We start from the raw sequence: 12,949 nt of genomic DNA, 5'->3' as shown, positions 1-12,949 counted from the left end.
CACGCGGGGCACCATTCGTCGTAAGCGGAATTAAGGCGGGAAGCCACAACGAGGTCTGCAATGACGACGGCACAAATGCAATTGGGAATGACGGACAAGACGACGGAAGCCATTGGCACCGCGCTTGGGCAGCACCGTTTGAACCTTCGTTCCGCCCTGCTCTTTGCCGGTCCTGCGGTGGTTGCCTCGATCGCTTATATGGACCCGGGCAACTTCGCGGCCAACATTCAGGCGGGCGCGCGGTACGGTAACTCGCTCCTATGGGTCGTCGCCGCGGCAAATCTCATCGCCATGCTTTTTCAAGCGCTGTCGGCGAAACTCGGCATCGTCACGGGCCGCAATCTGGCCGAGATGAGCCGCGAGCATTTTCCTCGCCCCGTCGTCTATGCCATGTGGGGTGTAAGCGAGATCGCGGCAATGGCCACCGATCTGGCCGAATTTCTCGGCGGCGCCATCGGTCTTTCCTTGCTTTTTCATATGCCGCTCACGCTTGGCATGATCGTGACCGGCATCGTCACCTACGGCATTCTTGCGGCGGAAAAGCGCGGATTCCGGCCGATCGAGCTCATCATCGGCGGCTTGATCGTCGCGATCGCTTTCTCGTTCGTGATCGAGCTTTGCCTGGTCGACGTTGCCTGGGACGATGTGGTGCGCGGTACCGTCGTGCCGCGGCTACCGGACGCCGGTGCGCTTTCTGTCGCCGCGGCAATGCTCGGCGCGACCGTCATGCCGCACGCCATCTTCTTGCACTCGGGACTGACGCAAAACCGCGCACCGGCACGAAACAATGCAGGCCGCCGTAAGCTGCTTCGCTTTTCCAACTGGGAAGTGGTGATTGCACTTACGATCGCGGGGCTCGTCAACATGGCGATGATCGTCATGGCGTCCGGTGCGTTCCATGGCGCTCACGCGGACGTTGCCCAGATTGAAACGGCCTACCGCGCTCTCGAACCGCTGTTCGGCGCGGGAGCAGCTGCCGCGTTCCTGATCGCGCTCATCGCATCTGGCATTTCCAGCTCGGTGGTCGGAACGATGGCAGGACAGATGGTCATGCAGGGTTTCGTCGGGTTTCATATGTCCGTCGGCCTTCGCAGACTTGTCACCATGGTGCCGGCCTTCATCGTCGTGGCGCTCGGCGTCAACGCCACGGACGCGCTCGTCTACAGCCAGACCGTGCTCAGCTTTGCGTTGCCCGTTCCGATGATCGCCCTACTCGTGTTCACGAGCCGGCGGGACATCATGGGTCAGTTCGTCAACCGCCGCCCCGTGACCATCGCGGCGGTCGTCGCGACGGCGGTGATCATTGTGCTCAACGTCGTGCTTCTTTTGCAGACGTTTGGTGTAGCCGTGCCCGGACTGGGTAACGCTTGAGCGTTGCTTGAGTGTGCTCGAGTGCCGAAGCCGGCTTCTGAGCCACCGGTTACATCTCGAACGCGATGCCCCGCCTGCGAAGCTCGCGCATGCCGCTAGCAAGATGTGCCCGCGCGCTTTCGGCATCCTCCTCGCGCATCTGCACGTAGGTGCGCTGGGCAATATCATGCGCAACCGGCTTCAGCGGCCGATGTGTGCTCATCGCCATCAGCTGGACCTGCGCGGCCCGTTCGAGGTAATAGAGATCGTCCCACGCCTCGGCAATCGTTGCGCCCGCGACCATGACGCCGTGGTTCTTGAGGAAGAGGATATCGGCGTCGCCCATTGCAGCGGCAATGCGATCGCCCTCCGATACGTCGAGGGCGAGGCCGTTGTAGTCCTCGTCGACTGCGGTACGGCCGTAGAACTTCAATGCGGTCTGGCCGAGCCACAGCAGTGGCGGGCCGTCGATCAGACATAGCGCTGTCGCATTGGGCATGTGCGTATGGAACGCCACCTTGAGGCGCGGCAGCCGCTTGTGCAGACGTGCATGGATATAGAAGGCCGTTGCTTCGGGCCGGCCTTCCCCGGCGATGACATGCCCCTCGAAGTCACAAATCAAGAGGCGCGAAGCCGTGATCTCCGAAAACGCATAACCGTAGGGATTCACGAGAAAAAGATCGTCATGACCCGGCACGACAGCGGAAAAGTGATTGCAGACACCCTCTTCGAAGCCGTGCAACGCAGCCAACTGCAAGCATGCCGCGAGTTCGATGCGTGCTTGCATGATCTCTTCGGAGTCGAGGTTGCAATATCGCGAAGGTGCAGTTTGTGGATCTCGTTCGACACTAAGCGTATGAGCCATGGCCGTTTTCCCTCGTGTATTGAGAAAGCGTGCCCGGTTCAGCATAAGGCGCCGCATTTATCTCGTGCAATTTGGCGCTGACATCTTACCTTGTAGACATTTTAGAAAGAACAGGTTGTTGGCTACCCCCTAATTGGACCCACTTCGGTTTCAGGACGCCATTTTCGCTGCGCGGCCGGACAATCCGACGGCTAAACCACCCGATGACCGGTGCCTCACATCGCGTTTAGTGCTTAGTGCTTGATGCCGAAGCAAAGCTCGACAGCCTCAGCCGGGGTAAGCCCTGCATGGAAGTATTGCTGAAGGCGCGTTGCGAGTTCAGCGTCGGGTTGATAGGGATGGTGGACAAAATTGGCGGCGACCGCCTCCTCATACCAGGCGCGCGTCCATTCCACAAGCCTGCGCAGGTCATCGAGCACAATGGCTTTGGGTTTCAACGTAGCGAACACGGCAACCTCCCAATCCATATCGATGCAAGCGTCATTTTGCAAGCGTGACACCGATGCGAGTGCGGTCAGCGTCAGGATGCAACTGGCAAAACGACGTCCCTAAGAAGAAAACAGGCTCAAGCGCACCACGCTGAAGCGATCCGGGATGACGGCAGCCAGTACCGCTGAATATCAGAGCCGTCGAAAATCAATTTTGAAAACTCAGCCTTCGCCTTCGGATTGAATAAAGAGCCGCGAGCCGGTCCCCGCCGTGGCATCCTCAGTTTTGCGCGTCAAGCCGTCACAGCAGAATGGTAGTGACAGGGAAGAGGCACAACAAACATACGTTAGTATGGTTATGCCGTACTTGCGCACAACGCAAGTCCGGACGAGTGTAAACCACCCTTGCGGGCTGATTGACTCCGCGCCCCGCCTGCATTTATTCGCCGCCCAAGGCCACTGAAAGCCAATGACTCATCGCATCCGGCGAGTACGGTTTCTCAAGCATCACCAGCGCCCCATTGCTCCTTACTTTCGCTTCTAGCGCTGGAGTCGGGTATCCGCTAATGAAAATCGTGGGGAGGGCGATGCCTTGCGAAATCAGGCGCTCATGCATTTCCACACCCGACATGCCCGGCATCCGAACGTCGCAGATCAGGCAGGCGGCGTCGGCCACCTGCCCGGACGCGAGAAAAACCTCCGCGGACTCGTATAGGCGCACCCCCCACCCCATCGATCGGATAAGACTGCTTAGCGCGAGACGCACGGCTTCGTCGTCGTCGACGATGGACACAATAGCTGTCATGAGATTGGCGCCCCCCTCCTTTCTAGCTAACGAGTGACGACCAGTGCTGCGCCCGTCCGCACAGTAGCGTCTTGCAGATTAACCGGACGCGGAATTTTTCGCGATGATACTTACGTATAACTCGATTTAAGTTCGGCGGGATGGTTTCTCATATTGTCGACAAGATCGGGAAACGCGATACGGGATAAAACAACGAGGCATTACCGGAACGACCGCAGCGCCACCTACTTGCACGGTAATTTATACCGTCAAAGCGCATTTTTTCCGGATCCATCGATTATGACGGTTAATTGCCAACGCACTCCGATGGCACATTCTGCGAGGCTTATTGAGGCAGAGCGATTCGTCGGGCTCTCGGCGAGGGGGCGCATGGTCGAGTGATGCGCCGGCCCGGTCCGAGTATATGGGTCGCGCGCTCGATGAGTGCTTTGTCCTCGGCGCTGCTGGAATTGATCGACAGCGCGTTGGCCGCATCGTCCGAGGCGCGAGGAAGTGCCAACGCACGCATTTACGCGGCGCACCGGCGCACCGCGTTCAAGGCGGCGTCACGCGCTCGTTCCCTCGATAGCAATTGCTGCTTGAGCGAACGTGCTTCCCTTATCGCAAGGCTGAAGCGAAATGCCCATTAGGTTCCAGATCTAGCCGAACGCAAATCGTGCCTGCATTCCGCGGCTCGCCGTTCGTCAGACTGTATGACCGGACGGCTACGCAAAAAGAGCGCGCCCAATACCAGCCACGCCGGCACTGTACTCCTGCTGGCGAGTCAGTTTCCGGCAACGCTCGCTGACGACGAAAGCACGTCGCCTTTTCACCCTTTATCGCAGGAAGAAACATACGAACCGGCTACGGCGGCCACCGCGCGTCTGCCCCCGGCATCGGGTCTGTGCATTGCGCCCCGTCGCCGCCAGGAGCCGACGATGCACGTCTGTGCCATGCCTTCGATCCTTTTACTGACTGATGAAGACAACTCTAGCCTTGCCACTGACGCCAGCACAACCATTCATTTAAATAACACATCATTACTTATTCATTACTTCTTAACGTATGATATTTAGCGGCGAGCTCGTCAATCAGCGGTCGAGCAGGCCCAGATTTCAATGAAGATCGACCTTCCCTGCATGTCTATCGAGCCGCCAAAATCTTTCATAAAACTTTCTTATCGTTTGAATTGCTAGTGCAAACCCGATTGACCTTTCACTTTGCTTACATTTATATATGAACACCATGTTTGCGGGCAGCGAGCCAAAAACGGGAGAAAGGCTGCGAAATTGGCATATAGCCACGCCTGCAGGACATGGGACACAACATGTGAAAGGAGACGATATGCGCAACGATCCGTCACGAGGGGCATCACCTCTGGCGTCGCCGTGGGTACAACTCGTATTTGGCGTTATTTGCATGGCAATGATTGCCAATATGCAGTACGGCTGGACACTGTTCGTCAACCCCATCGACGAAAAATATCATTGGGGCCGCGCGGCCATTCAGGTGGCCTTCACTATCTTCGTCGTCACCGAAACTTGGTTGGTACCGGTTGAAGGCTACCTCGTCGACAAGTACGGGCCACGCCCCGTCGTAGTCGGCGGTGGCCTGCTTTGTGCGATCGCGTGGGTGATCAATTCGTTCGCGGCGTCTTTGCCGATGCTTTACTTCGCAGCCGCGATAGGTGGAGTTGGCGCTGGCGCGGTGTATGGCACTTGCGTAGGTAACGCGCTCAAGTGGTTCCCGACGCGGCGCGGGCTGGCAGCGGGCATCACGGCCGCAGGCTTCGGTGCGGGATCCGCGCTGACGGTCGTGCCGATCGCCAATATGATCAAGAGCAGTGGCTATGAAGCAACGTTCCTGTCGTTCGGCCTCGGCCAGGGGATCGTGGTGCTCGTGCTCGGGTTCGCGCTGGCGGCGCCTCCGGCGAGTCTTTCGGCTGGTGTCAAAAACGCCGGAGCAGCCGTACGCCGCGCCGTCTATAACGCCAGCCCGCGCGAAGTGCTGAGCTCGCCCATCTTCTGGGTCATGTATGCCATGTTCGTAATGATGGCCGCCGGCGGCCTGATGGCTACCGCGCAGCTTGGGCCGATCGCGAAGGATTTCGGCCTGCATGACGCACCGGTATCGCTGCTCGGCCTCACGCTGCCCGCGCTAACGTTCGCGCTGACGATCGACCGCGTTCTGAACGGGCTGACGCGTCCGTTCTTTGGTTGGATTTCCGATCGCATCGGCCGTGAGAACACAATGTTCCTCGCGTTCGGCGTGGAGGCAATCGGTATCTTGGCGCTGTCCCGCTACGGCCATAGTCCGACGGCGTTCGTCGTGCTGACCGGCATTGTGTTCTTCGCGTGGGGCGAGATCTACAGCCTCTTCCCGGCTACTTGCGGTGACACGTTCGGTCCGAAGTTTGCCGCGACCAACGCCGGTTTGCTGTACACGGCTAAGGGCACGGCGGCGCTGCTCGTACCTTTCACAAGCGTCATTACGGCATCAACGGGCAGCTGGCACGCCGTGTTCATGCTCGCGTCGGGCATGGCGGCCTTGTCGGCACTCCTGGCGGTGCTCGTGCTCAAGCCGATGCGCCTCGTACACCAGCAGCGGCACGCCACCCCTGCGTCTGATTTGCCGTACGCAGGGAGCCCGGTTCAGGATTGACCGCATGGAGCCGCTACTTATGCGAAAGAGGGCGGCCAATCAGACGCGCGGCGCCAAACCGCCGCGCGTCGAACGCCGCCGCGGGATGCGGGGCATTCGCGACACTCGTGACGACTCAGAAGGCTCGGGAGCCAACCCCATCGATTTCAACGACGTTGCGTTCGGCGAGATGTTCGTGCTTCGAGCCACCGCCGATACGTCGTGCAGATACAAGAGTCGCAGGATGGGGGTCGGCGTTTTGCGGCGTGGCGGCAGCCTGCATGCGGCCGCGATCAAGCTGTCTCGTCGATGTGGGCGCTCGAACGCCGGGCTGACTTCCATTCGGGGGGTAGTACTCGGCGCCTTGCTCAAATCCGTTTCACTCACTGCCTATTTGACGCTGCGTGTACTCCCAGCCGCGATACGCGCGCCAATGGGCATTACGTATTTGCTTGGGCGCGCGGCATCCGGTATTGCCAACGCATCGCCGATCTCGCACAGCGAGCGGCTCGATCTGTTATCGGCGCTGCACGTAGCGGTAAGCGGCGAGGCACACGAATGTGTATTTTCGCGGATCAAGAATGCCGCCTGGGCGCAGACGGAGCCCGGCGAAATAAGGCTCCTCAAATCGATCGATTCCGTCCTCGCGGCATTCGCGCAGCTCGACTCCGAAGACCGCCGCGCAGTGAGCCTGTGCGTCGCAACGCGCATCGAAGCCGTACAGTTCGACGTGCGCGCTTTTCCCGGGACGCATGCCGGGTGCGTCGTGGCGCTGCGGGACATGGCGGAGCTCGAACGCTATGCGTACTTGAAGGCCGGCTGTGTCGGCGAGTTTTGGGCGAAGATGGCTTATGCCGATGCGCCAAGACCGCTCCGCGGCGAACGCGAGAAATGGATCGAACTGGGCGTGCGCTTGGGTAAGGCGCTGCAGATCACTAGGGTGCTGCGCGATGGCGCCAGCGATTTGGGCGACGGCCGCTGCTATTTTCCACGGGCGCTGTTGGAACAGGCTCGCATCGGTCCTCACGATCTGTTGCTGCCGGACGCGTCGTCACGCGCTTGGCCCATTTTGTCGGAACTCGTATATGCAGCGCTGGCGCATTATCGCTCGGGTCTCCGGCACATGCTTACGATTGCCCACCTGTCAGTGCATGCGCGCCTTGCATGTGCGGGGGTGATCGCGATCGGCTTGAATACGCTGTTGCATCTTGTCGAAAGCGAAGCGTGGCTTGCGGCTAAACACACGTCGAGACTGCAGCGCATCAGCGTTTGTTCGATCGTTGTTTCGCTCGCTGCGGTGCCTTCAAATCCCCTTTTGTTGCGCCGGGCCGAAGGGGTCATCGCGCGGATAGAAGCCAGACTCGCGAGTGGGTGACGAGGACGTTCGCACCCGCACCGAGCGATGCTCCGGCGTCCGCGCTGCCGGCGAACGATAGTCGTCGTCGGCAGCGCGCTCGTTGTCTCAAGCCGATCGAGCGTCGCCCACGGCGCCAGACTGGTGGAACACCAACTCGGGCGATTGATTGCTACCTTCCTCGAGCGACAGATTCCGCGTCTCGCGACCGCGCATCCACCACAGGAGAGCGGCGAGCGGACCGGGTATCGCCAGCACCAACAGCCCAACCAGCGCAGCCGACGGCGTGCCCGACGCCGCATACAGGTCGGTCAGCATGATCGGCGCAATCACGGCGCCCAATCGGCCAACGGCGACGGATACGCCGAGGCCGGTCGCTCGGATCTGCGTGGGCAGGATCTCGGACGACACCACGTAACCCGTGATGTACGCCCATGTCACGCCAAACTGGATCAGGCAATAGCCGAACACCATCCCCGGCAACGTATGCATGATGTAGATCACGACGATAGCGAGCGTCGTAAAGGTGTAGCTCGCAAAAAGCGAGGGGCGCCGGCCCCACTTTTCTACTAGAACGGCAGCAGTCAGCCCGCCCAAAAGTGCCGCAGCATTGCCGTACAGGTAGTAAAGCGGCATCGCGGCAGCCGGCACTTTCATATACGGGAGGATGATCAACGCCATGAGCGAAAGTACACCGTACACGATCGCAGCCTGCGAGAAATTGAGCGCGCTCGCGAGAGCGCAACGCAGGCGATACGCGCCGAACAATTGCTGCACGTTGCGCCAGAACGCGGGTTGCCTCATTGTGACGCGCTCGCGCGCATAGCGACGCGCAGCCTGATCGCGCAACGATTGCGGCACGCCCGCGGCCTGCGCACTGGCAACGATCGCCTCGACGATGGTCTCAGCTTCGCCGACGCGGCCCTGCTGGAGCAGCCAGCGCGGCGACTCGGGAATCACCCGGCGAATCCAGAAGAAAATCAACGCCATCGTCGTGCCGAAACCGAAACCGATGCGCCAGGAAATCTCGGGCCTCACGTGGTTCAGCACGAAATAAGAAACCGCGGCGGAAAGCAGTGCCCCCACCGGGAAGCCCGACAGAATCAGCGAATCGGTCTTGCCGCGATGACGCCGCGGAATGAACTCGCCCATCGTCGCGGTCACGGCTGAATATTCACCGCCCACGGCGAGTGCGGTCATCGCGCGGAAAAACAGGAACGACTCGTAGTTCCACGAAAACACCGTGGCCACGCTAAAAGTCGCATACCAGAGCAACGTCGCGAGAAAGAGCTTCTTACGGCCGAAACGATCTGCAAGGTAGCCGAACGCGATCGCGCCCACCAACATGCCGAAAACCCAGATGCTGACCGCCATCGAGCCCTCGGCCGCACTCAAATGCCACTGAGCTTTCAATATGCCGAACACGCTGCCGATGATGTTGGTCTCGAACGAGTCGAGCGCCCAACCCACACCGAGTGCAACGATCATGAGCGTGTGAAAACGTGTCCACGGCATGTTGTCGAGCCGTGTCAGCGCGTCCGTTTCAATGATACCTTTCGAATTCACTAAGGATTCCTAACTATTCTTTGAGGATCGCCTTCGATCGCGTGTGCTCGAAGTCGATACAGCTCGATTTACAGCTCGATCGAGCCGCCAACCAGGATGTGCTGGACAACGGTGAGTGGCTCCGGACACCTCGGTTGGCGCAGCGCCTTATGGCGCGACGGAAGCTGCGAGCCTCGCTTCAATCTCGTCGATGACAGGCAGCAAGTCGGCAATACTGTCGATGACGAAGTGCGCGCCCACCCGTGCGAGCCGCTCTCGCGCCGGCGCGACGAGCTCCATGCGCTGGGCGCTGCCGAGCTTTTCCCACTCATCGAGCGAAATGCCCACTTCATTGCCCGTCGCGGCAATACCCACCGTCCACATTCCCGCAGCGAGGCCGGCCTCGAGGCCGGTCGGGCTGTCGTCGATCACCACACAGCTGCGCACATTCGGCACGCCAAGCGCCAACGCGTTGGCCAGACACATATCGGGCCACGGGCGACCGCGTGCCACGTCGCTTACGGTGCAAAGGTGATCGGGCCGATAACCGCGCTCGGCCGCAATTGGCGCAAGGTTGACCATCACTTCACGCGGATAGCCGGTTGTGCTGCCGATGCGGATGCCACGTGCACGCAGGGCTGCGATGGTTTCAAGCGCCCCGGGAATGAGGGCGCTGTGACGTGAAACATTGAGCTCGTCCACGCGCAGGAATTCTGCATAAAGCACATCGACGTCGCGCTCTTGCGGTGATTGACCCAGCGCCGCGTGCCAACGCGCGCGCACGTCCGGGTTCTCAAGAATCTTGGCGACGTGCTCGCGCTTCGCCGCGCCCATGGGTGCGCGGGCCTCGGCTTCGGAGATGGGCACACCGGCCTCCTCGAAGACCTGACGGAACGACGCCACCGGGGCGATGCTGCCAAAGTCGATGACGGTCCCTGCCCAGTCGAAGATTGCCGTGGTGACGGGGCCGGTGTATGTGCGGCGATGGGAATCGGCTGCGTCAACAGAAAGGATTTCGTTACGTTGTTGCATGCTTAATCGAATATAGATGACAAGACAGTCTGCGCAACAGCATAAATTTGACACGTGACGTGTCTATGATCGAAATACCCGTTGATTACCAATGATTCGAACGATTTATTCGATGGATAGAACACGATGACGCTCACGCAGATTCGCGCTTTTCTCGCCGTTGTCCAGCATGGCGGCTTCACAGCTGCCGCACGCGCGCTTTCGACCAGCCAGACGACGATCACTTCACAAATCCAGACGCTGGAGCAGGAACACGGCGTGGAGCTCTTCTTTCGGCGGGGCCGGCGCGTTGAACTGTCGTCGGTCGGTCTGAGCTTTTTGCCACTGGCCCGGCAGATCGGCGGACTCGAGGCCGACGCCACGTCCTTGTTGCGTGACAGCGGTGCCTTCCGGCACGGCTCGCTAAAGATCGGCGCCGTCGGGCCGTTTCACGTCACGGAGATGATCGAGGCTTATCACGTGATGCATCCGCATATCCACCTCTCGGTCACCCTTGGCAATTCCGAATTGGTGCTGCGCTACCTGGACCAATATGCCTGCGACGTCGGCGTCATTGCGAAAACATTTGCGGATGAACGCTATTGCATGTGGCCGTATGCGCGCTACCCGGTCATTGCATTCGTCCATGCGAGCCATCCGTTTGCGAAGCGCGACACAATCGAGCTGACGGAACTGGCGGCCCAACCTTTGCTGATGCGCGAGCCCGGGTCGACAACACGTAAGGCCCTCGAGGACGCACTGGCGCAAATCGGCGCAGAGGCCAACATCGCAATGGAGATCGGCAGCCGGGAAGCGCTGCGTGAAGCCGTGGCACGAGGGCTCGGCGTCGGAACGGTGTCAAAGTCGGAGTACGTACCCGACGAACGGTTACGGGCAGTGCGAATCGCAGGAGACCCCGTGACGACGCACATTCACGTCTGCTGTCTTCGCGAACGACGCGAGAGCCGGCTGGTGGCTTCGTTCTTCGATGCCGTTTCAGCACTAGGCCAACCGCCGGTGGTGGCTCCCGCCGCCCGATATTGAACGCAGCAAATCGGCCGAGGGCACAAATGGCTGGCTAGACGCCGGTGCGGCCGAGGGGGCGTTGTATCGCAGATTGAGGCCGACGATTGCAGCTTTCATAAGCGTGCCCAATTAATCAACGCCGCGCAGCAAGATCCATGCGATGAACAAAATCTCGGGGAAGCCGCGTAATAGAGATATCGCACCGCGCGCATTAAGCGCTGCGCTTAAGCCATATTACCGGCACAAGGCAACCCGATGACCAGTACACATTTTTCGATGCATCTCTAAAGTTGCCGATATCTGCGCCGTTAATGAATCAATGGCAACGCTAGGGTTCGCGAAAGCGCCTACAAGCAGGTCGCGACAGACAGTGCCGCCTCCATGGGAGGTTTCACGTTGCGCTCAGTCTGCCTAAGTCTGCCTATGACCTACGACAAAGAATGGTTCGGGGATGAAAAACGTAGATAAGCGGCTGGATCTTCAACTTGCAAAGTGGGCCGCAGAGGTTGATCGCGCCCAGCGGTTCGTGTCTCAGTGGAGCACGCAGGACCAGCAATCCGCCGTGTCCGTCATGCCGCAGCGCAATAGCCTGCCGCAAGAAGAGACGTCTGTACCGCTCGATCAGCGCGCGACGCTTATCGCACGTCAAGATCCAAAATATGTAGCCGCTGTTATCAAGGGATGGATGGCTGATGAGCGCTGAAGGAATCAACCGAAGCGCGGTCTTGCTGATGGCGCTCGGCCAAGAGGAAGCCGCAGAAGTATTTCGTTTCTTGGAGCCGCGGGAAGTACAAAAGATCGGCGCTGCCATGGCGGCGTTGAAAAACGTCACGCGAGTGCAAGTCGGCGAAGCACTGGATCTCTTCGCTCAGGATGCCGAAGCGCATACCGGGCTCGCCCTTGACTCCGATGATTATCTTCGCTCGGTGTTGGTCAAGGCGCTCGGCACCGACAAGGCCGGCCCGGTGCTCGAACGCATACTCGGCGGAAACGATACAGCCGGGATCGAAGGCCTGAAGTGGATGGATGCAGGCGCGGTGGCTGAGTTGATCAAGAATGAGCACCCGCAGATCATCGCCACGGTTCTTGTGCATCTCGACCCCGACCATGCAAGTGAAATCATTTCGGCCTTTACCGAGCGGTTGCGAAATGACGTGCTCTTGCGCATTGCGACCCTCGACGGGATCCAGCCCGCCGCGCTGCGCGAACTCGACGAGTCAATGAGAGATCTGCTCTCGGGTGGCGACAATGTGAAGCGCAGCGCCATCGGCGGTGTCACGGCGGCAGCGGAAATTCTCAACTTCATGCAAAGCGCCAACGAGAAGAGCGTTCTCGACAATGTGCGCGAATACGATCCGGAGCTTGCTCAGCAGATCGTCGACAAGATGTTCACGTTCGAGAATCTGCTCGATCTGGACAACGGCGCAATTCAATTGCTCTTGAAGGAAGTCGAGTCCGAAACACTGATTATTGCGGTCAAGGGCGCCCGCAGCGAGCTACGGCAAAAATTCTTGGCGAATATGTCGAACCGGGCAGCCGAGCTCTTTGCCGAAGATCTCGATGCGCGCGGCCCGGTGCGCGTCTCCGAAGTGGAAGAAAGGCAGCGCGCCATCTTGCAGACGGTGCGCACGCTTGCTGAGAATGGTCAGATCATTATTGGCAAGAAAGCGGAAGACGCCTACGTGGGTTGAGCGTCAACGGCACGCCAGATCCGTTACGGCGTACGCGAGAGCGCGCGCCCCCAGATAAACATGGCGAGGCTCCGTGTACTCCGCCGCGTTATGGCTGATCCCGTCGCGGCTCGGTACGAAGATCATCGCGGCGGGGCACAACTCGGCGATATACATCGCGTCGTGGAACGCGCCCGAGGTCAAGCGCAGCGGCGATGGCTCGCCCGCGCCGGCCGCCACATGGGCACAACCGCGCTCGATGACCTCGAGCATGGC

The 12,949-nt window shown here is 59.9% G+C and carries 12 protein-coding genes; 6 read left to right on the top strand and 6 right to left on the bottom strand.

The annotated features are described in order from the left end of the window. The first annotated feature begins 60 nt into the window (after nt 1-60). On the top strand, nt 61-1,371 hold the full coding sequence (locus tag VL598_RS11220) for an Nramp family divalent metal transporter (RefSeq protein WP_325326790.1): 1,311 nt from the start codon (nt 61-63) through the stop codon (nt 1,369-1,371). Between the two features lie 49 nt (nt 1,372-1,420). Here VL598_RS11220 and VL598_RS11215 read toward each other — a convergent pair whose 3' ends face one another. From VL598_RS11215 to VL598_RS11205, 3 genes are all read right to left on the bottom strand, one after another. Then, nucleotides 1,421-2,215 (bottom strand): aldolase, encoded by a 795-nt coding sequence (locus tag VL598_RS11215; RefSeq protein ID WP_325326789.1) that lies wholly within the window; start codon nt 2,213-2,215, stop codon nt 1,421-1,423. A 233-nt stretch (nt 2,216-2,448) separates the two neighbouring features. Next, nucleotides 2,449-2,664 carry a hypothetical protein gene (locus VL598_RS11210; protein ID WP_325326788.1) on the bottom strand — a complete coding sequence of 72 codons (216 nt, stop codon included), beginning with the start codon at nt 2,662-2,664 and terminating at the stop codon, nt 2,449-2,451. A gap of 418 nt (nt 2,665-3,082) precedes the next feature. Next, nucleotides 3,083-3,448 carry a response regulator transcription factor gene (locus tag VL598_RS11205; protein WP_325326787.1) on the bottom strand — a complete coding sequence of 122 codons (366 nt, stop codon included), beginning with the start codon at nt 3,446-3,448 and terminating at the stop codon, nt 3,083-3,085. Between the two features lie 1,323 nt (nt 3,449-4,771). Here VL598_RS11205 and oxlT point away from each other — a divergent pair. Next, nucleotides 4,772-6,088, top strand: a complete 1,317-nt coding sequence (oxlT, locus tag VL598_RS11200) for an oxalate/formate MFS antiporter (RefSeq protein ID WP_325326786.1) — start codon at nt 4,772-4,774, stop codon at nt 6,086-6,088. A 19-nt stretch (nt 6,089-6,107) separates the two neighbouring features. Continuing rightward, complete coding sequence (locus VL598_RS11195) at nt 6,108-7,442, top strand: squalene/phytoene synthase family protein (protein WP_325326785.1); 1,335 nt, start codon at nt 6,108-6,110, stop codon at nt 7,440-7,442. A gap of 87 nt (nt 7,443-7,529) precedes the next feature. Here the strand turns inward: VL598_RS11195 and VL598_RS11190 are convergent, their stop codons facing one another. Then, complete coding sequence (locus VL598_RS11190) at nt 7,530-8,936, bottom strand: MFS transporter (RefSeq protein ID WP_325326811.1); 1,407 nt, start codon at nt 8,934-8,936, stop codon at nt 7,530-7,532. Nucleotides 8,937-9,134: 198 nt separating this feature from the next. After that, nucleotides 9,135-9,998, bottom strand: coding sequence for a phosphonoacetaldehyde hydrolase (gene phnX / locus VL598_RS11185; RefSeq protein WP_325326784.1), 864 nt, complete (start codon nt 9,996-9,998; stop codon nt 9,135-9,137). 126 nt (nt 9,999-10,124) lie between these two features. Between phnX and VL598_RS11180 the strand changes: the two genes are divergently transcribed. The 3 genes from VL598_RS11180 (at nt 10,125) to fliG (ending at nt 12,694) form a co-directional block, all read left to right on the top strand. Beyond that, entirely contained in the window at nt 10,125-11,021 is an 897-nt protein-coding gene (locus tag VL598_RS11180) for a LysR substrate-binding domain-containing protein (protein WP_325326783.1), read from the top strand. A 433-nt stretch (nt 11,022-11,454) separates the two neighbouring features. After that, nucleotides 11,455-11,706: a hypothetical protein gene (locus tag VL598_RS11175; protein WP_325326782.1), complete on the top strand. Its 252-nt coding sequence runs from the start codon at nt 11,455-11,457 to the stop codon at nt 11,704-11,706. After that, nucleotides 11,696-12,694, top strand: a complete 999-nt coding sequence (gene fliG, locus VL598_RS11170) for a flagellar motor switch protein FliG (protein ID WP_325326781.1) — start codon at nt 11,696-11,698, stop codon at nt 12,692-12,694. Before VL598_RS11175 ends, fliG begins: the two co-directional genes overlap by 11 nt. 3 nt (nt 12,695-12,697) lie before the next feature. On the opposite strand, the gene VL598_RS11165 is transcribed toward fliG, so the two are convergent. Next, a partial coding sequence (locus tag VL598_RS11165) for a M20/M25/M40 family metallo-hydrolase (RefSeq protein WP_325326780.1) occupies nt 12,698-12,949 on the bottom strand: 252 nt, incomplete at its 5' end.

The sequence above is a fragment of the Trinickia sp. genome (assembly GCF_035492435.1).
Classification (GTDB): domain Bacteria; phylum Pseudomonadota; class Gammaproteobacteria; order Burkholderiales; family Burkholderiaceae; genus Trinickia.
Note: the sequence above shows the minus strand (reverse complement) of the source record. Positions and strands in the feature narration are given on the sequence as shown.